This is a genomic window from Pseudomonas sp. LTJR-52 (genome assembly GCF_003691465.1).
GTDB lineage: Bacteria > Pseudomonadota > Gammaproteobacteria > Pseudomonadales > Pseudomonadaceae > Chryseomonas > Chryseomonas luteola.
On the sequence record NZ_CP033105.1, the window covers coordinates 36,179 to 61,277 of the forward strand.

The 25,099-nt window shown below is 58.2% G+C and carries 22 protein-coding genes, 1 other RNA gene and 2 pseudogenes; 11 read left to right on the forward strand and 14 right to left on the reverse strand.

Annotation, left to right across the window (positions count from 1 at the left end; genetic code table 11):
• Position 1 precedes the first annotated feature (1 nt).
• The 4 genes from EAW52_RS00165 (at position 2) to EAW52_RS00180 (ending at position 1,361) form a co-directional block, all read left to right on the forward strand.
• Positions 2-223, forward strand: coding sequence for a TIGR02449 family protein (locus EAW52_RS00165; RefSeq protein ID WP_010796707.1), 222 nt, complete (start codon positions 2-4; stop codon positions 221-223).
• Positions 220-531 carry a cell division protein ZapA gene (locus EAW52_RS00170; protein ID WP_010796706.1) on the forward strand — a complete coding sequence of 104 codons (312 nt, stop codon included), beginning with the start codon at positions 220-222 and terminating at the stop codon, positions 529-531. The genes EAW52_RS00165 and EAW52_RS00170 overlap by 4 nt, the downstream gene beginning before the upstream one ends.
• 28 nt (positions 532-559) lie before the next feature.
• Positions 560-737, forward strand: a non-coding RNA gene (gene ssrS, locus EAW52_RS00175) — 6S RNA.
• Between the two features lie 9 nt (positions 738-746).
• The gene (locus EAW52_RS00180) at positions 747-1,361 is read left to right on the forward strand and encodes a 5-formyltetrahydrofolate cyclo-ligase (RefSeq protein WP_122040979.1); all 615 of its coding nucleotides are present in this window, start codon (positions 747-749) and stop codon (positions 1,359-1,361) included.
• Between the two features lie 50 nt (positions 1,362-1,411).
• Here EAW52_RS00180 and EAW52_RS25805 read toward each other — a convergent pair whose 3' ends face one another.
• On the reverse strand, positions 1,412-1,555 hold the full coding sequence (locus tag EAW52_RS25805) for a hypothetical protein (protein WP_010796704.1): 144 nt from the start codon (positions 1,553-1,555) through the stop codon (positions 1,412-1,414).
• A gap of 173 nt (positions 1,556-1,728) precedes the next feature.
• Between EAW52_RS25805 and EAW52_RS00185 the strand changes: the two genes are divergently transcribed.
• Positions 1,729-2,178 (forward strand): EVE domain-containing protein, encoded by a 450-nt coding sequence (locus EAW52_RS00185; protein ID WP_256680697.1) that lies wholly within the window; start codon positions 1,729-1,731, stop codon positions 2,176-2,178.
• 1 nt (position 2,179) lies between these two features.
• On the opposite strand, the gene EAW52_RS00190 is transcribed toward EAW52_RS00185, so the two are convergent.
• Positions 2,180-2,590, reverse strand: coding sequence for a flagellar basal body-associated FliL family protein (locus EAW52_RS00190; protein ID WP_122040981.1), 411 nt, complete (start codon positions 2,588-2,590; stop codon positions 2,180-2,182).
• Between the two features lie 261 nt (positions 2,591-2,851).
• On the opposite strand from EAW52_RS00190, the pseudogene EAW52_RS00195 reads away from it, so the two are divergent.
• A pseudogene (locus EAW52_RS00195) lies at positions 2,852-3,514 on the forward strand (YoaK family protein); the annotation flags it as partial.
• Positions 3,515-3,520: 6 nt separating this feature from the next.
• Here the strand turns inward: EAW52_RS00195 and EAW52_RS00200 are convergent.
• Positions 3,521-4,546, reverse strand: a complete 1,026-nt coding sequence (locus tag EAW52_RS00200; RefSeq protein WP_122040982.1) for a DUF5924 family protein — start codon at positions 4,544-4,546, stop codon at positions 3,521-3,523.
• Between the two features lie 284 nt (positions 4,547-4,830).
• Here EAW52_RS00200 and glpT point away from each other — a divergent pair, with 284 nt between their 5' ends.
• Positions 4,831-6,162, forward strand: a complete 1,332-nt coding sequence (gene glpT / locus EAW52_RS00205; RefSeq protein ID WP_122040983.1) for a glycerol-3-phosphate transporter — start codon at positions 4,831-4,833, stop codon at positions 6,160-6,162.
• Between the two features lie 40 nt (positions 6,163-6,202).
• On the opposite strand, the gene EAW52_RS00210 is transcribed toward glpT, so the two are convergent.
• From EAW52_RS00210 to trxA, 4 genes are all read right to left on the reverse strand, one after another.
• Complete coding sequence (locus EAW52_RS00210; RefSeq protein ID WP_074821551.1) at positions 6,203-7,183, reverse strand: CDP-6-deoxy-delta-3,4-glucoseen reductase; 981 nt, start codon at positions 7,181-7,183, stop codon at positions 6,203-6,205.
• Between the two features lie 135 nt (positions 7,184-7,318).
• Complete coding sequence (gene ubiD, locus EAW52_RS00215) at positions 7,319-8,785, reverse strand: 4-hydroxy-3-polyprenylbenzoate decarboxylase (RefSeq protein ID WP_010796696.1); 1,467 nt, start codon at positions 8,783-8,785, stop codon at positions 7,319-7,321.
• A 118-nt stretch (positions 8,786-8,903) separates the two neighbouring features.
• A complete protein-coding gene (gene rho, locus EAW52_RS00220) occupies positions 8,904-10,163 on the reverse strand; it encodes a transcription termination factor Rho (RefSeq protein ID WP_122040984.1) in 1,260 nt (419 codons plus the stop codon).
• 238 nt (positions 10,164-10,401) lie between these two features.
• Complete coding sequence (trxA, locus tag EAW52_RS00225; protein WP_010796694.1) at positions 10,402-10,728, reverse strand: thioredoxin TrxA; 327 nt, start codon at positions 10,726-10,728, stop codon at positions 10,402-10,404.
• A gap of 381 nt (positions 10,729-11,109) precedes the next feature.
• Here trxA and EAW52_RS26315 point away from each other — a divergent pair.
• Positions 11,110-11,294, forward strand: a pseudogene (locus tag EAW52_RS26315) (amino acid ABC transporter ATP-binding protein); the annotation flags it as partial.
• Between the two features lie 106 nt (positions 11,295-11,400).
• Positions 11,401-12,906 (forward strand): exopolyphosphatase, encoded by a 1,506-nt coding sequence (ppx, locus tag EAW52_RS00235; RefSeq protein ID WP_010796692.1) that lies wholly within the window; start codon positions 11,401-11,403, stop codon positions 12,904-12,906.
• Here ppx and ppk1 read toward each other — a convergent pair.
• Together ppk1 and hemB are read right to left on the reverse strand one after the other, a co-directional pair.
• Positions 12,893-15,094 carry a polyphosphate kinase 1 gene (gene ppk1 / locus EAW52_RS00240; protein WP_122040985.1) on the reverse strand — a complete coding sequence of 734 codons (2,202 nt, stop codon included), beginning with the start codon at positions 15,092-15,094 and terminating at the stop codon, positions 12,893-12,895. The genes ppx and ppk1 overlap by 14 nt on opposite strands.
• A gap of 18 nt (positions 15,095-15,112) precedes the next feature.
• Positions 15,113-16,126: a porphobilinogen synthase gene (gene hemB / locus EAW52_RS00245; RefSeq protein ID WP_122040986.1), complete on the reverse strand. Its 1,014-nt coding sequence runs from the start codon at positions 16,124-16,126 to the stop codon at positions 15,113-15,115.
• A gap of 247 nt (positions 16,127-16,373) precedes the next feature.
• Between hemB and EAW52_RS00250 the strand changes: the two genes are divergently transcribed.
• Entirely contained in the window at positions 16,374-16,928 is a 555-nt protein-coding gene (locus EAW52_RS00250; RefSeq protein ID WP_010796689.1) for a DedA family protein, read from the forward strand.
• A gap of 149 nt (positions 16,929-17,077) precedes the next feature.
• On the forward strand, positions 17,078-19,201 hold the full coding sequence (locus tag EAW52_RS00255) for a bifunctional diguanylate cyclase/phosphodiesterase (protein WP_256680698.1): 2,124 nt from the start codon (positions 17,078-17,080) through the stop codon (positions 19,199-19,201).
• A gap of 7 nt (positions 19,202-19,208) precedes the next feature.
• On the opposite strand, the gene EAW52_RS00260 is transcribed toward EAW52_RS00255, so the two are convergent.
• From EAW52_RS00260 to EAW52_RS00280, 5 genes are all read right to left on the reverse strand, one after another.
• Positions 19,209-19,664, reverse strand: coding sequence for a YaiI/YqxD family protein (locus tag EAW52_RS00260; RefSeq protein ID WP_122040988.1), 456 nt, complete (start codon positions 19,662-19,664; stop codon positions 19,209-19,211).
• A gap of 9 nt (positions 19,665-19,673) precedes the next feature.
• On the reverse strand, positions 19,674-21,587 hold the full coding sequence (locus EAW52_RS00265) for an FTR1 family protein (RefSeq protein WP_122040989.1): 1,914 nt from the start codon (positions 21,585-21,587) through the stop codon (positions 19,674-19,676).
• A 212-nt stretch (positions 21,588-21,799) separates the two neighbouring features.
• Positions 21,800-22,432 carry a homoserine/homoserine lactone efflux protein gene (rhtB, locus tag EAW52_RS00270; protein WP_010796685.1) on the reverse strand — a complete coding sequence of 211 codons (633 nt, stop codon included), beginning with the start codon at positions 22,430-22,432 and terminating at the stop codon, positions 21,800-21,802.
• A 15-nt stretch (positions 22,433-22,447) separates the two neighbouring features.
• On the reverse strand, positions 22,448-23,032 hold the full coding sequence (locus EAW52_RS00275; RefSeq protein ID WP_233432108.1) for a mechanosensitive ion channel family protein: 585 nt from the start codon (positions 23,030-23,032) through the stop codon (positions 22,448-22,450).
• A complete protein-coding gene (locus EAW52_RS00280; protein ID WP_122040990.1) occupies positions 23,032-24,942 on the reverse strand; it encodes an ATP-binding cassette domain-containing protein in 1,911 nt (636 codons plus the stop codon). Before EAW52_RS00280 ends, EAW52_RS00275 begins: the two co-directional genes overlap by 1 nt.
• Positions 24,943-25,099 lie beyond the last annotated feature (157 nt).

Consider the following 25,099-nt stretch of genomic DNA (forward strand, 5'->3'; position numbering starts at 1 on the left):
CATGCGCGAGTCCTCGATCGAAAACGATCTCCAAGTACTGACCGATAAAATTGAGCAACTGCTCGAACACATCGAACAGCTTAGGAAAGAGAATCGCCAGCTGCGCGCCCATGAGCGTGGCTGGCGAGAAGAACGCGCCAAGCTAATCGAAAAGAACGATTTGGCTCGACATAAGGTCGAAGCGATGATTTTACGCCTGAAAGCCCTGGAGCAGGACTCATGAGCACCGACACCGTCACCGTCCACATCCTCGACAAGGACTACTGCATCAGCTGTCCACCGGACGAGCGCGCCAATCTTGAAACCACTGCGCGCTACCTCGACGGCAAGATGCGAGAAATCCGTGCCAGCGGCAAAGTGATTGGCGCCGACCGCATTGCGGTCATGGCAGCCCTCAATATCACCCACGACCTGCTGCATCGCCAGGATGGCGTGAACTTCGAAGTCAGCAGCACGCGCGAGCGCGTTCGCGACCTGCTGGACCGTGTCGACCGGGCTCTGACAACAGAGCAGGACGAACGGGGGGTTTGATTCTCGTGGCGAAGGGGTATACTGGACACACTCTCTGGTGTGTTTGCCAGTCGGTCATGTCCCTGAGCCGATAAGCAACACCACGGGGGTCGCTCGCTGGGCTTGTGTGCATGTCCGCACGCCGGAAAGCCTAATGGCCCACGACTTCTCCCACCTTGAACTCTCGGGTTCAAGGGCTACACCGGCAGCGGCATTCCGGGGAGCTACCTTCACTCATGATCAAAGCTTCTGATCATTCTCGTCCGGCCCTGCGCCGAATCCTGCGACAGAAACGTCGGGCCTTGAGCCCTAACGAGCAAAAGCAGGCTGCTCGACAGCTGCATCGTCAGCTCAGCCATCATCCCTTGTTTCGCCGTGCCCGGCAGATTGCCTTTTATCTTCCCAATGACGGTGAAATCGACCCGCGTCCGCTGCTTCGAACAGCCCAGCGCCGCGGCAAGGCCACCTTCTTGCCTGTATTGAGCCGTTGGCCAGCCACGCGTATGCATTTTCAGCGTGTCCGCCCTCACGAGCGCTGGGTGCGCAATCGCTTCAGGATCGTCGAACCCAGACCGAATCGGGTACAGCAGCGTAAACCCTGGACACTCGATCTGATTCTGATGCCATTGGTAGGATTCGACGCACAGGGCGGTCGCCTGGGTATGGGTGGCGGCTTTTATGATCGGAGCCTGGCTTATCTCAAACGTCGCATCGCCTGGCGCTCACCTAAATTGTTAGGATTGGCCCACGAATGTCAGAAGGTGGATCAGCTGGCCCTGGCCAGTTGGGATGTGCCGATGAAGGCAACCGTGACGGATAAGGGATGGTACGGGAAGGAAGAGAAGGCCTGAACCCTGCGCCAGACTACAACGCAGGGTATTCCACAGCGTGTTGCGAAGATTCAGCGGGACACTTGCTGAATCACATGAGCGGACGGTGAATTGTCCTGCTGCTTTTCCCAGAGACTTTGGGTATAGCCTGTCGTCACAACGCCCAAGCTAAACAGCGCGACCAGTACCCAAAGCAAGTCCGGCTTGCGTTTCATCTATGTGCCTACCCCTTCATTGGCATAATTAACGACACCGCCGGCCTGTTTATATGCCAGGCCGTACGGCTACTCAAAAACCGCGGCATTCTGCGCTAACCAGTTTTCTGACGCAAACATTGCGTCAACCAACCGTCAGAAAGTCCAGAACCGTTTTGCCAGGAGCAATCTTCGTGCCTTATTGGCTAATGAAATCGGAACCCGATGAGTTTTCCATCCATGATTTGCAACGTCTCGGCAGTGGGCGTTGGGATGGCGTTCGTAACTATCAGGCACGCAACTTCATGCGGGCCATGGCTGCCGGGGACCTCTTCCTGTTCTACCACTCTAGCTGCCCCGAACCAGGCGTAGCCGGCATTGGCCGCATAGAAAATGATCCCTTTCCTGATCCGACCGCGCTGGATCCGAAAAGCCCATACCATTCGTCGAAAGCCACCCTGGAGAAAAACCCCTGGATTGCCCGCGACGTCAGTATTGTCGAGGTATTCGATCAGGTCATTTCACTGGCGCGTCTGCGCGAGGTGGCTGCCTTGAGCAGTTTTGCATTGCTGCAAAAGGGCAGCCGCCTGTCAGTCATGCCAGTAACTGACGAAGAATGGCAGGCCATCCTGGCCTACCGATGACTTAGGGCTGAACGATCAGGTTGTTGAACAACAGGTCCTCGACCATTGGTTTGCCTTCTTCGCTATTGATGATGTCCTGGACCTGCTTGAGCGCCGCCTGGCGAAGCGCTTCACGGGCGTCGGCACCGGTCAGGGTCTCATCGGTCTGCTGCTCGAACAGCATGATGAGCTGATTGCGGATCAAGGGCTCATGAAAGGACACGCGCGCCGAGTCTTCCTTACTCATCGTCATCAGGGCAATATCGGCTTTGTAGTACTTGAGCTTTGGACCAGAGCCGTAATTACCGACCAGCGCGGGCGTCAGGTTGATGTAGTTAGGTTGCGGGGCGCCCTCTTCGGCCTCCTTTTTTTCCTCCGCCCAGGCTGGCAGAGCGAGTGAGAAAGCAAGTACGAACGCAAGCAGGGCTTTCACGGGGCAATTCCTCGAACAAAAAGAGTGGTGCATAGCCAACCGATAGCTATGCCTGTCACAGCTTATCGACTAAACGGTGCATTTCTGAAGCCATAGGATTCAGATGGGCAACCACCCGAATATGACAGACTATAAAAACAGTCTCTTTAGTCGTCGCGGACAGGTTCCGCCCAGGATGGCGCCTTGAAACAACAGGATAGCACCCGCCTCACGCTTGACCTTTCATCAGCAGATGCTCACACCCAACCTCTCCACCTGAGCATGCATCGGCATCGCCGTGTAGGACTGGTACTGGTTGCCGCCTTGTCGATCCTGGCTGGCATGACAGATGCCATTGGCTTCTTGTCGGCTGGTGACTACATATCCTTCATGAGCGGCAATACGACGCGACTGGCCGTAGCCGTTGCCTTGGGCGACAGCACCACCCTCTTGCGGCTGCTCCTGATTGTCGCCCTGTTTGTCCTCGGCAATGCACTCGGAATTGTCGTGGTGCGCATGAGCGGCCGTCGGGCGTTGCCTCTCCTGCTGCTGACATCGGCCTTGTTGGCCGCGGCGGCGGGCTGGTCCACCGGCGGTCTTCCAGGTGCAGTCTTGCTACCTCTTGTAGCCGCTGTGCTCGCCATGGGCATGATCAACGCCGCCGTGGAACAGGTGAACGGGCAGTCCATTGGGCTGACCTATGTTACGGGTGCACTTTCACGACTGGGACGAGGCCTGGGACGCTGGCTGCTGGATGAGCGCCACTCAGGCTGGCTGATGCAAGCGATTCCGTGGGCCGGCATGCTAGGCGGCGCCATAATGGGCGCATGGCTCCAACACCACCTTGGCCTCAAGGCTCTCTTTGTCAGCAGCGCTTGGGCGGCCCTGATCGGCCTGGCATCCCTGTGGATTCCCAGGCGTTGGCAGTTGCATTACATGCCCAAACAGCCGTTAGGGCGTTACCTCGAAGCGCAAGGTGCCGATCATCTGCCCGTCCTCGGTTATGATCTGTACCTGCCATCGGCCGGCCACATCACTCGGGAAGTTCTGCTTGTGTGTCCAGGCCCGGTAGCCAGCCTCGCGGCCACCGCTGATCTCGAGTGGGATACGGTCGACCTCATCTCCATTATGCAGCCAGACATGGTAAATCCGCTCACTCAGCCCACGGGGCGCGTTGATGGCCGTATAGGCATAGAGACCTTGTGAACGCAGCTGGGCGGCACCGATTTCCTTCAGACTCTTACCCGGTTCGCGCTTGAGGTTGTCAAAACTGCTGGTAACCGCCACATCGGTCAGCCACAGCGTGGCGGGCGGCACCCAGGTACGCAGTACCCATCCTAGGCCTCCCACCATCAGGCTCAGACCAAGCACGACAGGCCATTGCCACAGGCGTCGGATCGAGAGCGCCACAAGAATGCTTGGAAACGACAACAATACCGCCACGCCTAATGCCAGCCGGTAGCTCTGCGTGGTGGTCAGTTGCAGGATGATGGGCAGGGACGTAAGCAGAACGGCAAACAACGTCAGCGTGTGATAGCCCAGAAAGATCCAGCGCCGGCTCGACAGCGCTTTGTAGTACAGCGGGTCGACAATCGATACGACAGCCATGGCGGCCAGCAGGCCGGTAAAGATGGCCTGTCCGCTGTTCCAGGTGGTTGTGACAAACAGGAACGGCAGGACAAAGAACAGGCTTTCCTGATGAATCATCTGGGTTGCGTAGCGAAACAGCCCAGGGGGCAGGTTCCAGCCAAACCGCCTAGTCACCCACTGACGCAGCACGTTCTCTACCATCAGCCATAACCAGCTGGCCAACATTACGATGGCCATTACCTTCGCAAAGCCATGCTGGCGATCAACCAGCAAAAAGCTGCACACACCCGAAACAAAGCCTGCCAGGGCAATCAGGCGTGGATAACGGTTGATCAGGACGGTAGCGAGATCAACCAGACGTGATACGTAGCGCTTCCAGGTGGGCATAACGATCAGAACACAGGCGGTTATGGTTGAGACCCATCACGTGCGGTCAAGTGCGGTCCGGCGGGGCAGCATACGCATCCCCTTATAGAACGCCAACCGCGTTCAGTTCACACGTCACAACCTGTGACTGAACGGCCATTAGGACCTGCACGTTCGGAAAACAACATTTTGCGAGCGTTTATTTTCGTTTATCGCACAGCGGTATCGGTCATTTTTCTGAAATGAAACTGTAATATTTGCCCTGCACGTCTCTTCTCATAAAAACAACGATCTTCGGAGCTCAAATGCTTGGTATTTTTCGTCCGGCCCCGCATACGGCGCGCCTGCCTTCCGATCGCATCGATCCTGCTTACAAACGCCTGCGCTGGCAGATCTTTGCCGGTATCTTCATCGGTTATGCCGGGTATTACCTTCTGCGCAAAAACTTTTCTCTGGCGATGCCCTACTTAGTAGAGGAAGGCTACAGCCGAGGAGAGCTGGGTATTGCGTTATCGGCCGTTGCCATCGCCTATGGTCTTTCCAAATTCCTCATGGGCATGGTGTCCGACCGCTCGAATCCCCGCTACTTTCTGCCCTTCGGCCTGCTAGTCTCGGCGGGCGTGATGTTCATTTTCGGTTTCGCACATTGGGCAACCTCAAGCGTGACCATCATGTTCATCCTGCTGTTCATCAATGGTTGGGCGCAGGGGATGGGCTGGCCACCCAGCGGGCGAACCATGGTGCATTGGTGGTCCCAGAAGGAACGCGGCGGCGTGGTCTCGGTCTGGAACGTTGCCCATAACGTAGGCGGTGGTCTGATTGGCCCGCTGTTTCTGCTGGGGCTCGGCTGGTTCAACGATTGGCACTCGGCCTTCTACGTTCCGGCGGCCGTAGCGCTGGGTGTTGCAGTTTTCGCGTTCCTGACCATGCGCGATACGCCGCAGTCCTGTGGGTTGCCACCTATCGAGGAATACAAGCAGGACTACCCGGAAGGCTACGACGAGAGCCATGAACGCGAATTCAGTACAAAGGACATCTTTGTCAAATACGTGCTGAAAAACCGCATGCTCTGGTACATCGCACTGGCCAACGTATTCGTCTATCTGCTGCGTTACGGTGTGCTAGATTGGGCGCCTACCTACCTGAAGGAAGCCAAGCATTTCACGGTGGACAAATCATCCTGGGCGTACTTTCTGTATGAATGGGCCGGTATTCCCGGCACGCTGCTGTGCGGCTGGCTATCGGACAAACTGTTCAAGGGCAATCGTGGCGCCACCGGTGTAGTGTTCATGGCTCTGGTGGCAGTCGGCACCGTGGTTTACTGGCTCAACCCGCCAGGTAATCCCATGGTCGATATGCTCGCACTGATCGCCATTGGCTTTCTGATCTACGGCCCGGTGATGCTGATCGGTTTGCAGGCCCTGGAGCTGGTGCCCAAGAAAGCCGCCGGGACAGCTGCCGGCTTTACCGGCCTGTTCGGCTACCTGGGGGGCTCGGTAGCCGCCAACGCACTGGTTGGCTACACAGTGGACCTGTACGGCTGGGACGGCGGCTTCATGCTGCTGGTCGCGTCATGCGTATTGGCCATTGTGTTCCTGGCCTTGACGCTACGCCATAAAAACCCGGTATTGAGTTAAGGTAGCGGACCGATCCAGCTACGGGCTGGATCGGTCCGGCTTACAACCCCAGCGCCTCTCTTGGCGCGTAGGCGAACACGTCGGCCCGCATTTGGTGAGGATCCATCCCACCTTCGACCAGCGCATCCAATGTGGCATAAACCATGGCAGGTGACCCACTGGCATACACGTGCAGTGACTTCATATCGGTGAAGTCCTCTCGCACCGCTTCATGCAGAAGGCCGCAACGCCCCTCCCACCCACACAGGTCACTCACTACCTTGTTCAAATGAAGACGGGGGTCCTGCTCCCACTCCTCCCAATGGGGTAATGCATAGAAGTCATCGGGATGACGCACGCCCCAATACAGGTGCAGAGGTTGATCGAAGCCGCGCGCACGGCAATCCTCGATGAGGCTGTGCATTTGTGCCATTCCCGTTCCGGCCGCGATCAGAACAAGCGGGCCTGGAGGCAGATCGGCCAGATGCGCATCGCCAAAAGGCAGCTGGACGCGCACCATGCGTTCCCGCTCAAGCTGCTGGATAATCGCCTGACTACTCTCTTCACGCGTCAGAATATGCAACTCCAGCTCACGCCCCTGATGCGGTGCGGATGCCAGCGAAAAGGCCGACTGCTTGCCATCGTCCCGCTCAAGCATCAGGTATTGTCCAGCGTGATAGCGCGGGGGCTTGCCTGCTGGAGCCAGCAGCCGGACACGGCGTACATCTCCGCCCACATCCTCACATGCCAGGACCTGACAGGCAAAGGTGCCTACTGGAAGCTCGCCCGGCGCCAACACTCCATCCCAATGCAACTCGCATGTTTCGAGCGGCTCGGCCAGGCAGACGAAAATCTCACCGTGGTCGATGACATCGTTCTGCTGCCTGACCCGCCCTTCGATCAACAAGGCTGCACAGACATGGCAATTACCGTTGCGGCAGCTGTGCGGACACTCATACCCCAGCCTGCGTGCCGCATCCAGGATACGCTCGCCAGGTAACGTCTCGAGTACCGCCCCAGAGGGACGTAACGTGACCTTCATCTCAGGACGCCTTGTGAATGGAAGTGGATGTCTGGGGATAGCTCTGCACGAATCCCATGCCTGCAAATTCCTCTGTATGCATAGGGTTCGACGCACAATGTGCGCAACTTATCCCCGTCGGGCCAACAGTATCCATCAATCGATCCCCAGGCTGGACCAGATCTCATCGACCCGCTTGACCACGGCTTCGTCCTTGACGATAGCCCGCCCCCATTCCCGATTGGTCTCTCCGGGCCACTTGTTGGTGGCATCCAACCCCATCTTCGAGCCCAGGCCCGAAATCGGTGAAGCGAAATCCAGATAGTCGATAGGCGTATTGTCGATCATCACGGTGTCGCGCTTGGGGTCCATGCGGGTCGTGATAGCCCAGATCACATCGTTCCAGTCCCGAGCGTTGATGTCATCATCGGTCACGATCACGAACTTGGTGTACATGAACTGGCGCAGGAAGCTCCAGACGCCCAGCATTACCCGCTTGGCATGGCCTGGGTACTGCTTTTTCATGGTGACCACAGCCATGCGGTAGGAGCACCCTTCAGGCGGCAGGTAGAAATCGACGATCTCGGGAAATTGCTTTTGCAGGATCGGCACGAACACTTCGTTCAATGCCACACCAAGAATGGCCGGCTCATCCGGCGGACGTCCGGTATAGGTACTGTGGTAGATCGCGTCACGGCGGCGAGTGATACGCTCGACGGTAAACACTGGGAAGCGGTCTACTTCATTGTAATAGCCGGTATGGTCACCGTAAGGCCCCTCATCAGCCATCTCGCCGGGATAGATGAAGCCTTCCAGAATGATCTCGGCGCTGGCCGGTACCTGCAGGTCACTGCCGATGCATTTCACCAGCTCGGTACGGCTGCCACGCAGAAGGCCAGCAAATGCATATTCGGACAGCGTATCCGGAACCGGCGTAACAGCGCCCAGAATCGTTGCCGGATCTGCACCCAGGGCTACCGCCACGGGATAGGGCTTGCCTGGATACTTGGCGCACCATTCACGAAAATCCAGGGCGCCGCCACGATGGCTAAGCCAGCGCATGATGACCTTGTTGCGACCAATGACCTGCTGACGGTAGATACCCAGGTTCTGCCGTTCCTTGTTCGGTCCCTTGGTAACGGTCAGGCCCCAGGTGATCAACGGACCGACATCGCCCGGCCAGCAATGCTGAATCGGCAAGCGGGACAGATCAACCGCCTCGCCCTCTTCGATCACCTCATGGCAAGGGGCGTCTTTCATCACCTTGGGCGCCATGCTGATGACCTTCTTGTAGATCGGCAGCTTTGACCAGGCATCCTTCAATCCCTTGGGCGGCTCCGGCTCCTTCAGAAATGCCAGCAGCTTGCCAATCTCGCGCAGTTCACCGACATCCTCTGCACCCATGCCCATCGCCACCCGCTCAGGTGTGCCAAACAGGTTGCCTAGCACAGGCATGTCGTATCCGGTCGGATTTTCGAACAGCAGAGCCGGCCCCTTGCGACGCAGGGTACGGTCACACACTTCGGTCATTTCGAGGTTAGGCGAGACGGGGGTCTGGATGCGCTTCAGCTCGCCACGCTGTTCCAGGCCGCGGATGAAGTCGCGAAGGTCGCGGTATTGCATAGCGGGAGGTATCTCGGCAGAGAATGAAGCGGAAAGTGTACCGCTCCTGGCCCCCTTTTCGAAAATGAAAAGCCTGCCCGGGATGTAAAAAGGCCGGGAAACCCCGGCCTTTTCAGTCTTACTTGCGCTTCATCGAATCGAAGAACTCGTCGTTGGTCTTGGTCTGACGCAACTTGTCGAGCAGGAACTCGATGGCACCGATCTCTTCCATCGGATGCAGGATCTTGCGCAGAATCCAGATGCGCTGCAGCTCTTCCTCACCGGTCAGCAACTCTTCGCGGCGGGTGCCGGAACGGTTGATGTTAATGGCGGGGAATACGCGCTTCTCGGAGATCTTGCGATCCAGCTGAAGCTCCATGTTACCGGTACCCTTGAATTCTTCGTAGATGACTTCGTCCATCTTCGAGCCGGTATCGACCAGAGCTGTTGCCAGAATGGTCAGGCTACCGCCCTCTTCGATGTTACGTGCCGCACCGAAGAAACGCTTGGGCTTTTCGAGCGCATGGGCGTCCACACCACCGGTCAGTACCTTGCCGGAGCTCGGGATCACGGTGTTGTAGGCACGTGCCAGACGTGTAATGGAGTCCAACAGGATCACCACGTCTTTCTTGTGCTCGACCAGGCGCTTGGCCTTCTCGATCACCATTTCGGCAACCTGTACGTGGCGGGTTGGCGGCTCGTCAAAAGTGGACGCCACTACTTCGCCGCGCACGGTACGCTGCATTTCTGTTACTTCTTCCGGGCGCTCGTCGATCAACAGAACGATCAGATGGCACTCGGGGTTGTTACGGGTGATGTTGCTGGCAATATTCTGCAACATCAGCGTCTTGCCCGCTTTCGGCGGAGCGACGATAAGACCACGTTGGCCCTTGCCAATCGGCGCGCACAGGTCGATTACTCGGCCGGTAAGGTCTTCGGTGGAGCCATTACCGGCTTCCATCGTCATGCGCTTGTTGGGGAACAGTGGCGTCAGGTTTTCGAACAGGATCTTGTTCTTCGCATTCTCGGGTCGATCATAGTTGATGGTATCGACCTTGAGCAGCGCGAAGTAACGCTCGCCTTCTTTCGGCGGGCGAATCTTGCCGATGATGGTATCACCGGTGCGCAGGTTGAAACGGCGGATCTGACTGGGAGAGACGTAGATATCGTCGGGACCGGCCAGGTAGGAGGAGTCCGCACTACGCAGGAAGCCGAAGCCATCCTGCAGAATCTCCAGCACGCCATCACCGGAAATCTCTTCACCGCTTTTTGCGTGTTTTTTCAGCAGAGAGAAAATCACGTCCTGCTTGCGGGAGCGAGCCATGTTTTCCAGGCCCATGGCTTCCGCCATTTCCAACAGTTCCGTGATTGGCTTTTGCTTGAGTTCGGTAAGGTTCATAGACGTTGCTAACTGAGAAAAGGAGGGAGTAAGAATCTTTTGGCTTGAGAGGCCTCGCCGCGGCTAACGACAGAATCGCGTTGGTTATTCTAGTAAGAGAATCGGCGAAGGCATGCAGAGGGCGACACGCGTTTGTGTCGTTGCGAGATCGAATGTAGCACCCTGCTAGACAGGACGTCTAGTGCTAAATAACAAAAAGCCCCGCTAAACGCAGGGCCTTTGATCGAGAGCAATAAAATCAGATATTGCTATCGAGGAATGCCGCCAGCTGGGATTTGGACAACGCACCCACCTTGGTGGCTTCAACGGAGCCGTTCTTGAACAGCATCAGCGTCGGGATACCACGTACGCCATACTTCGGCGGGGTGTCCTGGTTTTCATCAATGTTGAGTTTGCAAACCTTCAGCTTGCCCTGATAGTCCTTGGCGATTTCATCCAGAACCGGCGCAATCATTTTGCAGGGACCACACCATTCGGCCCAGTAGTCGACCAGCACGGGACCGTCAGCCTTGAGCACGTCCTGCTCGAAGCTGGCATCGCTGACGTTGGTGATGTATTCGCTCATGGACTTTCTCCGAATTCGGAAACGACAAAAAAAGAACGACCACTATAGCCCTGCCAGCGCTTAACAGGAAGGCACAAGCCATTAAGTCTCTTTATTGGGACAGCTAAAGCCTCTCAATTACACCACTTGGTAGACCGCCGGAAAATCAGCGGGCTGCCTGTACGAATACGCCTTGTTTTGCCCTTCTCAGTGAAGCTGCGCACTAGAGCGGAGCAGCATGCCTCATCCGCATGGTCTCAACATCGACACGGCACAGCGGGTGCCGAGAAGCTGGATACCAGACTCGTGCTGGAGCCAATAACCAGCACCAATCGTATTCCTTTTAAGATCAAGGCAAGGTTGATTAAGTGATTTTCAGCCTAGGCAAGAATCTTTAGCAGGAAGCAGCGGGTCCAGGATGGCATGACACTGATCATGATGCCTCATGAGACGCGCCTTGCCGCCAAGTGGGCGATGTGCAGGTGTTCATGCATCAAGGCAAGGTGCATGAACTGGGCAATCCCAAGAAATTATTCGCCAACCCCGGGACGCCGGGGCGGGCACAGTTCATCGGTTCGGTTCATTGATCCAGGCCACAGCCCATCGACTGAAACAGTCTGACTGCACGTTGAGGTTTGGCAGACCTCTTCGATCGTGGCACGATTGTCGACGTTTATGTATGAGACCGTCAGCATGCCGCATTCATCCGCAGAACCGTTTCCCCTGATTGCTGCCATCGATCTTGGCTCCAATAGCTTTCACATTGTTCGGGCGCGGACTGACCATGGCGAAATTCGTATCCTTGAACGCATGGGCGAAAAGATTCAGCTGGCCGCTGGGCTGGACGAATCACGAATGCTCAGCGAAGAAGCCATGGAACGCGGGCTCGAATGCCTGCGCCGCTTTGCCCAGTTGATCACCGGCCTGCCGCTGGGCGCCGTGCGTATCGTAGGCACCAACGCGCTTCGCGAGGCCAGGAACCGCAGCGACTTCATCATGCGTGCCCAGCAGGTACTGGGGCATTCCGTGGAAGTCATCTCCGGCCGTGAAGAGGCCCGCCTGATCTACCTGGGCGTTTCCCATACCATGCCAGATATGGAAGGCCGTCGCCTGGTGACTGATATCGGTGGTGGCAGCACCGAGTTCATTATCGGCCAGCGCTTTGAAACCCATCAGCGCGAAAGCCTGCAGATGGGCTGCGTCAGTTATACCAAGCGGTTCTTCGCGGACGGCAAGATCACGCCGTCCCGCTATGCCCAGGCCTACACGGCCGCCCGGCTGGAGTTGATGAACATCGACCAGAGCCTGCGCGAAAAAGGCTGGCAGGAAGCCGTAGGCGCCTCCGGCACCATCCGTGCCGTAGCCCTGGCCATCCAGGCCGCCGGACGCGGCAAGGGTGAGGTCAATGCCGAAGGTATCGAGTGGCTCAAGCGCAAGATCTTCAAGCAGGGCGAGATCGACAAGCTCGATATCGAGGGGGTGAAACCTGACCGCCGCACTATTCTACCGGGCGGCCTGGCTATTCTTGAAGCAATCTTCAAGGCGCTGGAGCTGCAGGAGATGAACCTGTCCGAAGGCGCACTGCGTGAAGGTGTGCTCTATGACATGATCGGTCGCCAGCACCACGAGGATGTACGGGAGCGTACGCTGTCAGCCCTGGCAGAGCGCTACCACGTGGACAAGCGTCAGGCCGAACGGGTCGAGCGCCGTGCTCTGAAGGCCTTCGAGCAGGTTACCGAAGCCTGGAACCTGAGCAATCCTTGCTACCGGGAACTGCTGACCTGGGCAGCGCGCGTGCATGAGATCGGGCTGGACATTGCCCACTACCACTATCACAAGCACGGCGCCTATCTGATCGAGCATTCCGATCTACCTGGGTTTTCCCGACGCGACCAGCAGATGCTGGCCCTTCTGGTACGCGGCCATCGCCGCAATATCCCGCGAGATCGCTTCGCCGAGCTGGGTGACGAAGAAGGCGAAAGCCTGATCCGCCTGTGCATCCTGCTGCGCTTTGCCATTCTGTTCCATCATATCCGCAGCAACCAGGAGCGCCCCATCGTGACGCTCAAGGCAGGTCCGCGCAGCCTCGCGGTATGCTTCCCAGTCGGCTGGCTGGAGCAGAATCCGCTGACCCAGGCTGACTTCGAACAGGAAGCGCAGTGGCTGACGCGGATCGGCTATACCCTTACCGTGTGTTGATACCCGGACTGCTCAGGCGCTCCATGAGAGTCGCCTGCACAGTCCGCGGGTTCTGGTTGCCTGTTGGCGAAATGCGCTGGTAACTCCCGTCCTCCTGCAGCACCCAGCTCTGGGTGTTGTCAGTGAGGTAGGCTTCCAGATCCTTCTTGACCCGTGAAATGAGCTTTTTGCCTTCCACCGGGAAGCAGGTCTCCACACGCATGTCGAGGTTTCGCTCCATCCAGTCCGCACTGGACAGGTACATGCGCTCATCTCCCCCATTGAGGAAGTAATAGATTCGGCTGTGCTCCAGGAAGCGGCCGATGATCGAACGCACCTGGATGTTATGTGACACGCCCGGTACGCCCGGACGCAGACAGCACATGCCGCGAACGACCAGGTCGATCTTCACACCCGCCTGGCTTGCCTTGTACAGCGCTCGGATGACCTTGGGATCGGTCAGACCGTTGACCTTGGCCATGATGTGCGCGGGGCGACCCTCGGCGGCTGCAGCGGCCTCACGGTTGATCATTTCCAGCAGGTTCTTCTTGAGCGTAAACGGCGCATGCAGGAGCTTTTTCATGCGCAGCGTCTTGCCCATGCCGATCAACTGGTTGAACAGCTTGTGAACGTCTTCGGTCAGGGCTATGTCGGCCGTCAGCAGGCTGTAGTCGGTGTACAGCTTGGCGTTGCCGGCATGGTAGTTACCGGTGCCCAAGTGCGCATAACGCCGCAACTCACCATTTTCACGGCGCAGGATGAGCATCATCTTGGCGTGAGTCTTGAAGCCGACCACCCCATAGATCACCACGGCCCCTGCCTGCTGGAGACGGCTCGCCAGTTGCAGGTTGGATTCCTCGTCGAAACGCGCACGCAATTCGATAACCGCCGTGACTTCCTTGCCGCTGCGTGCCGCTTCTACCAGCGCATCGACGATTTCCGAGTTGGCGCCGCTGCGGTACAGGGTCTGCTTGATGGCCAGAACGCTGGGGTCCTTGGCGGCCTGGCGCAGCAGGTCAACCACAGGCGTAAAGGACTCGAACGGGTGCATTAGCAGCACATCGATCTTGCCCAGTACATTGAAGAGGTTTTCCTTCTTCTGAAGTAGCTTGGGAATGCTGGGCGTCAGCGGGGCGTTCTGCAGCTCGGGGTGGCTGTCGAGTCCCGTCACGCTGAACAAGCGCGTCAGGTTTACCGGGCCGTTGACCTTGTAGAGCTCGCTTTCAGCTAGATTGAACTGCTTGAGCAGATAGTCTGTAAGGTTTTTCGGGCAGCTTTCGACCACCTCCAGGCGTACCGCATCCCCGTAGCGGCGGGAGAACAGCTCGCCTCGCAGTGCACGGGCCAGGTCGTCTACATCTTCGGCGTCCACCGACAGGTCGGCGTTACGGGTCAGACGGAACTGGAAGCAGCCCTTTACCTTCATGCCGGGGAACAGGTCGTCGGCATGGGCATGGATCATCGAAGAGAGGAAAACGTAATTGTCGCCCGGGCCGCCAATCTCTTCGGGCACGCTGATGATACGCGGCAGCGAACGCGGCGCCGGAATGATGGCCAGACCCGAGTCGCGGCCAAAGGCGTCCATCCCTTCCAGCTCAACGATGAAGTTGAGGCTCTTATTGACCAGGAGCGGGAACGGGTGTGTGGGATCAAGCCCGATGGGTGTGATAATCGGGGCGATCTCGTCACGGAAGAACTTGCGTACCCAGCCCTTGATCTTCAGGTCCCAGTTGCGGCGACGAATGAAGCTGATCTGGTGCTTGGACAGCTCCGGCAACAGCACATCGTTGAGAATGGTGTACTGGCGTGCCACCTGCTCATGCACGATGTCGCTGATACGGGCCAGGGCCTGATGCGGCAGCAAGCCGTCGGCACCGGCCTGCTCGCGGGCAAAGGCGACCTGTTTTTTCAGACCCGCGACACGAATCTCGAAAAACTCGTCCAGGTTGCTGGAAAAGATCAGCAGGAACTTGAGCCGCTCAAGCAGCGGATAGGACTCATCAAGGGCCTGTTCGAGCACCCGGATGTTGAATTGCAGCTGAGACAGTTCCCGATGAATATACAGGCTGCTGTCGTCAACACTTAAGGCCGGCACGGCCGGTGCTTCTGGCACCGCGACCGCAGGCGTGGTTTCAACGGTGGGCGTAGCGTCGGTCAATGCAGCCTCCTCGGTGCGCGCAGTAGTATCAATGAGTCCTTGGCTGTTCATGGCAGCTCCTTGGGAGCGTTAACGCTCCTGACGTAATTGTTGGGCAGCGCGTTTGGCAAAGTAAGTCAGAATGCCATCAGCGCCGGCACGTTTGAAAGCGAGCAGAGACTCCAGAATCACCGCCTCGGATAGCCAGCCGTTCTGGATTGCGGCCATGTGCATGGCGTATTCGCCGCTGACCTGATACACAAAGGTCGGAACACGGAACTCGTCCTTCACCCGGCGCACGATGTCCAGGTAAGGCATGCCCGGCTTGACCATGACGGAATCGGCCCCTTCGGCCAGATCGCCCGCCACTTCCTGCAAGGCCTCGTCACTGTTGGCCGGATCCATCTGGTAGGTCGCCTTGTTGCCTTTGCCCAGATTGGCAGCCGAGCCGACCGCATCCCGGAAAGGCCCATAATAGGCGCTCGCATACTTGGCCGAGTAGGCCATGATCTGCACGTTGTGATAACCCGCATCTTCCAAGGCCGTGCGAATGGCTCCTACTCGGCCATCCATCATGTCCGACGGCGCAACGACCTGGGCACCTGCGGCCGCATGGGACAGCGCCTGCCTGACCAGCACCTCGACGGATATGTCATTCAGCACATAGCCCTTCTCATCGAGAATGCCATCCTGTCCGTGGGTGGTAAACGGATCGAGCGCAACGTCGGTAATCACGCCCAGCTCCGGAAAGTGTTCACGGAGCGCACGCGTGGCACGCTGGGCGATACCGTCAGGGTTGTAAGCCTCGGCACCATCGAGAGATTTCTTCTCAGGCGGTGTGACGGGGAACAGAGCGACGGCAGGAATGCCTAATGCTACAAGCTCAGCCGCTTCTTCCAGTAGAAGATCGATGGATAGACGCTCGACGCCCAACATGGAGGGCACGCTTTCACGGCGATTTTCGCCGTCGAGCACGAACATCGGCAGGATCAGGTCGTCTACGGTCAGCGTGTGCTCACGCATCAAACGGCGGGAAAAGTCATCCCGGCGCTGGCGGCGCATCCGCGTGAATGGAAAGGAACGGCTTACTGAAGTGAAACTCACGGTGTACTCCCGGACTCAAGCAGAGTCATTGTGATGAGTTATAAGTCACTATCATGACCGAATGGTAACAACTGATGACAATAAGGCATGTCTATCAACCCTGTTTAAGGCAGACGACCCCTAGCTTCGGCTTGGCACATCGCTATGCAAATCCCCTGTTTTTAAAAAGGGTTAGACGAAGCGATAGCTTCCTTCCGGCGGCTAACCGAGTTAGGCTGCGCCTTCATTTCGCCCTGTTGTCGTGACGATGCTGCAACAATTCCTCCATGATTTCGGTTATTTCGCCCTTTTCCTCGGCACGTTCTTCGAGGGTGAAACCATTCTGGTTCTGGCAGGTTTTCTAGCCTTCCGCGAGTACATGAACATCCAGACGGTCATCATGGTGGCCTTCATGGGAAGTTATGCAGGCGACCAGCTCTGGTATTTCCTGGGTCGCCGTCACGGTCGCAAGCTGCTCAAGCGAAAGCCTCGCTGGGAAGCCATGGGAGACAAGGCGCTGGATCATATTCGCCGTCATCCCGATCTATGGGTGCTCAGCTTTCGCTTCGTCTACGGCCTGAGAACGGTAATGCCGGTGGCCATTGGCATGTCGGGCTATCCTCCGGCGCGCTACCTGCTGCTCAATGGTATCGGTGCCATTGTCTGGGCTACTGTCCTGGGATTGGCGGCCTATCACTTTGGAGCAGTGCTCGAAGGGGCCTTGGGCAATCTCAAGCGCTACGAACTGATGGTGCTCGGCGCCCTGCTGGTTCTGGGCGTGGTACTCTGGCTGTGGCGCCGGATACGCGCTCCGAAAAAATAGTTTTCTTTCTTTTCCCATCTCTACCTGTCGGTCATCCTCAAGCTTGGCCGACGGGCGGCCGATAAGGCCATTACCAACGTATTCAGTAGCCTTGCCGTGGCGATATCGAATATATCGATGCAGTAGGATGTCCTTTCGAGTCTGTAATAATGTTGCTTGCCACATCCCTGCCTGACGGCTTCGTACCGGTCGGTTCCGACCATCATCATTTCGTTCTGGTTCTGCTGTCCTATCTGGTGGCAACAGCGGCTGGCTATACCGCGCTTTACATGGCCAGACGCGCCTCGTCGGCCGCCTTGAGTAAGAACCGTCTGCTCTGGTGTGGTGTAGGTGGCCTGGCGCTGGGCAGTGGTATCTGGTCAATGCACTTTATTGCAATGCTGTCCTATGCCTCGCCGGTCAGCATGCAGTACGGCTACAGCATGACATTGCTGTCATTAGGCATCGCCGTTGCCGTGTCCTGCGTTGTCATGTGGCTTATCAGCCGTGAGCGGCTTGCTACTTGGGAATACCTGGCAGCATCGGTCGCAGCGGGCTGCGGCATTGCCGCCATGCACTACACCGGAATGTCCGCAATCAATTCCGTTGGTGTCCAGGTGTACAACCCGTTCCTGTTCCTGGCCTCAATCCTGGTGGCTATCCTGGCGTCTCTGGCGGCACTGATCATGGCGTTTTACGTCCGTAACCAAGCCGGTCGCCATACCCAATTGCTCATGATCCTGGGTAGCCTGATTCTGGGCGGTGCGATCGTGTCTATGCACTTCACTGGCATGGCCGCACTAACGCTAGTGGTCCCGGAAGATACGCCGGTCATGATGATGGCCCATGATGCCCATCATGGGCTTTTAGGGACCATCATTGCATTTCTGACCTTGGTCGTGATCTGTGCAGGCCTGACAGCTACTCGTCTGGAACACCGCTTTCATGAGCAGAGCGTACGCCTGGAAGAGATGTCGACGGCGCTGAGTCAGGTTACGTTGCTCGATCCGCTTACCCAGCTTCTGAACGATTACAGCTTTACTCAGACACTGGCGCGCATCATCAACAAGGCCATCCCTGAAGAAGGCCTTGCCCTGCTCAATCTGGATCTGGATCACTTCAAGCGAATCAATGACAGCCTGGGCTACAACGTGGGCGACGATCTGCTTACCCAGGTTGCCCAACGCATCACGGCCGTGCTTGATAGCACCGTCCACGTCGCTCGTCAGGGTAACGAGTTTCTAGTCCTGGTTCCTGAGGCACAGCCTGAGCACAGTGAACACCTTGCCATGCGGCTGTTGGAGCAGCTTCGTCCGCCCTTCAACCTGAGCGGACAGCAGATAGGCATGACGCTGAGCATCGGCATTGCCCACTATCCCAAGGATGGCCGCTCCGCCAATGAACTGCTGCGCAATGCAGGCCTCGCCTTGGGGCAGTGCAAGCGCAACGGGCGTAATCGCTTCCTGCATTTTGCTCCGGAATTGCAGACCCAGGCGGAGGAAACGCTTCACTTGGAGCAGGAACTGCGTCAGGCCATTACTGAAGGCACGCTGGAAGTACATTACCAGCCTATTGTTACCAGTGATGCGCGGACTACCGCCAGCCTGGAGGCATTGGTTCGCTGGAATCATCCGACGCTTGGTCCCATCAGGCCTGACCGCTTTGTCCATGTAGCAGAGCTGAGCGGGCAAATTGGTGAGCTGGATCATTGGGTCATGCGGCGTGCCTGTCGAGACCTGAAAACCCTACGCGACCTAGGCTACGGCGAGCTACGGGTAGCAGTAAACTGCTCGCCTTTAAACCTTACCGATCGGACCCTTCCCAAGCGCGTGGAAGAAGCGCTCAGCGAAGCCGAGCTGCCGCCTGAGGCGTTAACGCTCGAGCTGACTGAAAATGCTCTGATGCATAACCTCAACCTGGCGATTGAGTTGTTAGAACGAATTCGAGCGCTTGGCGTAAAGGTTTCGATCGATGACTTTGGCAGTGGCTATTCCTCCCTGGCGTACCTGAGCAAGCTCAAGGTCGATACGCTCAAGGTTGATCGCTCGTTTGTGCGTGATATTCCTAATCAGCAGACCGATATGGAGATTACTGCCGCGATTATTGCCATGGCGCACAAACTGCAGCTCAGAGTTGTGGCCGAAGGTGTGGAGACCCTGGAGCAGCTGACTTTCCTCAGGGAAAATCAGTGCGACTTCATCCAGGGTTATTTCTTCAGTAAGCCCTTGTCACTGCCGCAGCTGCAAGTCTGGCTGGCAAGAGCTGAGCAGGAGCAGAGCGTAGAGCCTGCCTGAGCAGGCTCTACGCCGAGCGGGTCAACCGAGTAAGCAGGCGGTCGAGCGAATTGGCAAAGGCCTGCTTTTCCTTTTCCCCATAGGGCGGCTGACCGCCGCCCATCTGGCCTTGATCGCGCAGGTCCGTCATCAGGTTACGCACCGCCAGACGCTCGCCCATGTTACGGGTATCGAACTCCTTACCGCGCGGGTCGAGCACATCCACGCCCTTTTTCACCAACCGATCCGCCAGCGGCACGTCGCTGCAGATGACCAGATCACCCGGTTGGGCCTGCTCGACCAAGTAGTCGTCTGCCGCATCCATCCCGCTTTCCACAATGATCAACCGCACGCAGGCATACGGCGGTTTGATTTGTGGTTGCCCGGCCACCATGATCACGTTGAGCTTGCGCTTCAGGGCAAACTTGAAGACCAGCTCTTTGGCAGCCCGCGGACAGGCGTCCGCGTCGATCCAGATATGCATGTAAACCTCTTACGCGTTTCCGACAGAGCCGCCTGACACCTCACGACGGCGTTCGGCATAGCGGCTGCGGGCATAGAGTAGCGCAATGGCCACGATCGCGATGCCCTGGGCGGTCAAGGTGTAGGCATCGGCGTGGATACCCAGCCAGTCGAAATCAAAGAACGGTACCGGACGGGTGCCGATCACACCGGCTTCCTGCAGAGCTGCCACGCCATGCCCGGCGAAAATCACCGACAACAGACACAACAGGACGGCATTGGCGCTGAAGAACAGGCCTAGCGGCAGACGCATGGAGCCTCGCAGGATGATCCAGGCAAGCCCTACCAGCAGGACAACCGCGGTAATCGCACCGCCCAGTACCGCCGCATGACCTGCCGGACCGGCCTGTAGCCACAGGGTCTCGTAGAACAGGATGACTTCGAACAGCTCGCGATAGACCGAAAAGAACGCCAGCACGGCAAAGCCGAAACGACCACCGCCACCCACGAGGCTGCTCTTGATGTAGTCCTGCCAAGCGGCGGCGTTGCGGCGATCATGCATCCAGACGCCGACCCACAGCAGCACCACGCTGGCGAACAGGCCGGTAATGCCTTCCATCAATTCCCGCTGGGCACCACTGATATTGAGCGCATACGCTGCCACCGCCCAGGTAGCGACACCAGCCAGCATGGCCAGGCCCCAGCCGATGTTCACGCTACGGATAGCGGACTGCTGGCCGGTCTTGCGCAGGAAGGCCAGCACGGCGGCCAATACCAGAATGGCTTCCAGACCTTCACGGACAAGGATCAGAAGGCTGGCGAAAAAGCTCAGCGAGGTGGACATGCCACCGCCGCTCAACAAGTCGCTGGCTGCTGCCAGTTTCGTCTTGGCTATGTCCAGGCGAGCCTGGGCTTCCTCCACGGCAAGGCCATCCTGTAAGGACTGCCGATAAGCCATGAGCGCTTTTTCGGTGTCCTTGCGCAGGGTCGCGTCCAGGTTATCCAGGGCGCTTTCCACCAGTTCGAATCCTTCCAGATAGGCTGCCACCGATAGGTCATAAGCCTGGTCATGTTCGCCTTCGCGATAGACCGCCAGACTTTTATCCAGAGTTGCCCGGGTGTAATCGATCAGCTGGGCAGGGCCGCGTTGCTGTACAGGCGGTTTGGCACGCTGGGCACGGAACGCGGCCGCAACCTCATCTCCTTGTGCGGCGGCCACTTCGGCAGGTGTGCGGCCCGCCAGCTGCGCCAGATCGAACGAGGCCGCACCCGCGTTCGTCGGATCGGCACTAAAGCTTGCAATGTAGGACGCCACATCCCAGCGCTGACGCTCATCGAGTTGATTGGCAAAGGAAGGCATGTCCGTGCCGTCGATGCCCCGCGTGACAGTGTTGTAGATATCGTAGAGGCTCAGGTGATCCATTCGCGCCGGATCGCGCAGATCGCCGGGAGGGGGTTCCAGACCGATGCCGGCCGGGCCGTCGCCCGCCCCGGTGTTACCATGACAAACCCCGCACTGCTGGGCGTAAAGCGGTGCGCCACGGGTTGGATCCGGAGTAATGGCCGGCGCCTGCGTCACGTGGTACAGCTGAGCCAGTCGAGCGGCTAACGCCCTCGCCTCCTGTCCGACCGCATCGCCGTCGGCCTTTTGCGTGATGGCCTCGCGCAGGTGGGTGACGCCCTGCTCCAACTCGGTCCGTTCAGGACGCGCCGGCAGACCTTCGATCAGACTTTGCAAGGTATGCAGGAGATCCAGCTGATCGCGGTATTCCGCTTCCTTGATAACGGCGCCCTTACTCACCGTGGCGGGATAATCCGCGCCAAGGTAGCCCAAGATATGCAAGGCGTGGGCGGCCTCATCCGCGGGCTCGGCCTGCACGGCCGGACTGAATGAAGCAAGCAGGGGCAACAACAGTACAGCAAACAGCCGGTACAGCTTAAACATGAACGGATTCCAAACAAGAATGGATGGCATTAGCCATAGTGTTCTACTTGTAATGCTTTGTTACAAGCCTGTCAGGTCCCTGTTTTCAGGTTTTTGTGCAAGACGGTTGTGGCACGAAGACGCGCAGAGAGGTGGCAATAGCCGGGCACGGGCAGCCGATCCGCTCTGGCAAGCGGATCGGCTGGCATGAAAGGATTAGCGGTGTATCAGACTCAGCTAACAGCTTGCCGAACCGTGGCCAGCAGCCCGGCAGCGCCCATGAATAATCCAGAGAAGACGCGGTTGGTGAGCCGCTGCTGACGTGGCGTGCGCAATACGCGCAGCACCCTGGCGGCAAGACCGGTATACCCGGCCATAACGATCAGGTCGACCGTGACCATGGTAGCGCCAATGATCAGGTACTGAGCCAGCAGCGGCTGACTGGGATTGATGAACTGAGGCAATACCGCCAGCATGAACACAACGGCCTTGGGATTGCTGGCATTCACCAGGAAACCACGAAAGACTAGCGAAGAGGCGCTGGCGGTAGCGCCGGGTTTGGGTGCGTTGGAAAAGTCCATGGGCGCGGCTTTCCACTGCCGGATGGCGAGGTAGACCAGGTACAGCACGCCGAACCATTTGATTACCGCGAACGCTAGTTGCGAGGTTGCGAGCAGAGCCCCTACCCCGGCGGCGACAATGGCAATCTGCAACGCAAGCCCCAATTGCAAGCCAATAGCGTTCCAGTAACCATGCCAGAAACCATGACGCAACCCCGCCGACATGGAAGCAATGGCGCCTGCGCCAGGGGAAAGACTGATCACCCAGCAAGCTAGCAGAAAGGCCAGCCATGTATGCAGCGCCATAGGGAACTCCTTTTATCAGCGATCCAGGAAGGTGAAGGGTACGTCTGTACCACGCCAGCGGCGAACAGCCTTCTGGAAAAACAGCGAATTGGGAATCTGCAACAGCGCAGCTTCCTCACTGTTGACGCCTTCGGTCATGTCTTCCAGCGTGGTATACAGCATGTTGATCGCCACGACACGTCCTTTCACGCCGGGCTTGTCCGCCGCATCGATGATCTCGACCCGATCGCCCAGCCGGAACGGCCCTACCGTAAAGATGAGCAGCGCGCAGAACAGGTTGGACAGGACGCTCCAGATGGCAAAGAACGCAACTGCAGCCACCGCGATAAAGCCGGAAAGTGCCGCCCAGAGAACCGAGCCGGACACACCGAAGCGTTCTAGAACCATGAGCAGTGCACTGCCCATGATCAGCCAGCGCAGCAAGCCCCGCATGACAAGTACGAACTGCGGCGGCAAGTGATAACGCTCGCCGATGCGGGTAATGGCCCGTGCGATGAAGCGTTGCAGGATATACCCGGCAAGCAGGATAGCCAGGACCTGCACGCCCAGAATGACGCCGCGCTCCCAACCTGCCGGAATAAGAGAATGAAGTTCTTCGATCACGAGGCGTTCTCCAGTTCCAGCTGCAGACTTTCCAGCCGCTCGAGGGCTTCCAGCCAGCCTTCTTCCAGTTCGCTCTCGCGTGATTTCAGTTGTGCCTGTTCCGCCAAGGCCACTCGAAGCTCCTCTTTACGTGATGCTTCATACAGACCACTGTCGCCCAGACGTGTTTCGAGTGCAGCTAGCTTTTCCTGGACCTTGCCCAGCTCCTTTTCGAGCTTGTCTGCCTCGCGCTTGAGCGGGGCGAGCTGCTGGCGCAGCGCAGCCGCTGCCTGGCGCTGGGCTCGCTTGTCGACCTTGTCGGCATTGGCATCCGGGGCAGACACAGGTTGCTGGCGGGCGCGAAACTCCACGAGCCAACGGGCATAATCGTCCAGGTCGCCGTCAAAGGCCTGTACGCGACCATCGGCGACCAAGAGAAACTCATCCGTCGTGCTCTTGAGCAGATGACGGTCGTGGGAGACCACCAGCACCGCGCCGGAGAATTCCTGCAGGGCCATGGTCAGCGCCAGGCGCATATCGAGGTCCAGGTGGTTGGTCGGTTCGTCGAGCAACAGAAGGTTGGGCTTTTGCCAGGCAATCAGGGCCAGGGCCAGACGCGCCTTTTCACCACCGGAAAAATTCAGGACAGCCTCATCGCAGCGATTGCCACGGAAGTCGAATCCTCCGAGGAAATCCCGTAGCGTCTGCTCACGCTCACCCGGCGCGATACGCTGCAGGTGCAACAGCGGGCTGGCCTTGGGGTCAAGCGAGTCCAGCTGATGCTGGGCAAAATAGCCGATGGCCAGATTCTCACCGCAGGTCAGGCGGCCGCCCAGCGGTTGCAGTTCGCCAGCCAGGGTCTTGATCAGAGTGGACTTACCCGCCCCGTTCGGTCCCAGCAGACCAATACGGGCACCGGGCGCCAGTTGCAGCTTGACCGGGTGCAGAATGGTCTTGTCGCCATAGCCGAGACGGCCTTCGCTCAGGTCCAGCAGCGGATTGGACAGCTTGTCGGACTCACGAAAACTGAAATCGAACGGCGAATCCACATGGGCAGGCGCCAATTCTTCCAGCCGCTCCAGGGCCTTGATCCGGCTCTGGGCCTGGCGTGCCTTGGTAGCCTGCGCCTTGAAGCGCGCAATGAATTTTTCCATGTGCGCGCGCTGCGCCTGCTGCTTCTCGTACGCTTGCTGCTGTTGGGCCAGCCGCTCGACACGGGTACGCTCGAAGGCAGAGTAACCGCCGCGGTAAAGCGTCAGCTTTTGCTGTTCGAGGTGAACGATCTGATCGACCACGGCATCGAGGAAGTCGCGATCGTGGGAGATCAGCAGCAACGTACCGGGATAGCCCTTGAGCCAGTCTTCCAGCCAAAGGATGGCGTCGAGATCAAGGTGGTTGGTGGGCTCATCGAGCAGCAGCAGGTCGGAAGGACACATCAGTGCCTGTGCAAGGTTCAGACGCATCCGCCAGCCGCCTGAGAAGTCGCCTACACGGCGCTCCATCTGCTCCGGCATGAAACCAAGCCCAGCCAGCAGTTTGCGGGCCCGGGCGTCTGCGGTATACCCATCGGCTGCTTCCAGCTCGGCATGCAGGCGCGCCAGGGCATTGCCGTCATGCGCGGCTTCTGCCGCTACCAGCCCGGTCTGAATATCACGCAGGTGAACATCCCCATCCAGGACATAGTCGACCGCCAGCCGATCGAGGGTATCGACCTCCTGGCGCATGTGGGCAATTCGCCAGGCCGCCGGTAGCTGGCAATCACCGGCATCCGGCACGAGCTGCCCCCGCAGCAGGGCGAAGAGACTGGACTTGCCCGCTCCGTTGGCACCCACAAGACCGGCCTTCTGGCCTGGGTGCAGCGTCAGTTCGGCACCTTCCAGCAAACGCTGTGGGCCACGTTGTAAGGTAAGGTTATGTATTCGAATCATGGCGGCGAGTGTAGAGCCTATTGACCTAGTGAGGCGAGCCGGACAGCACCGGTGCCTTTGGAAACTGGCGAGTAAAGGCGGTTTCGCGCCCGCTGGCAAGCACTCTTCGCTGACCGTCATGCCCATCGTCAACAGGACCGCCTTGCCTACAGGACTC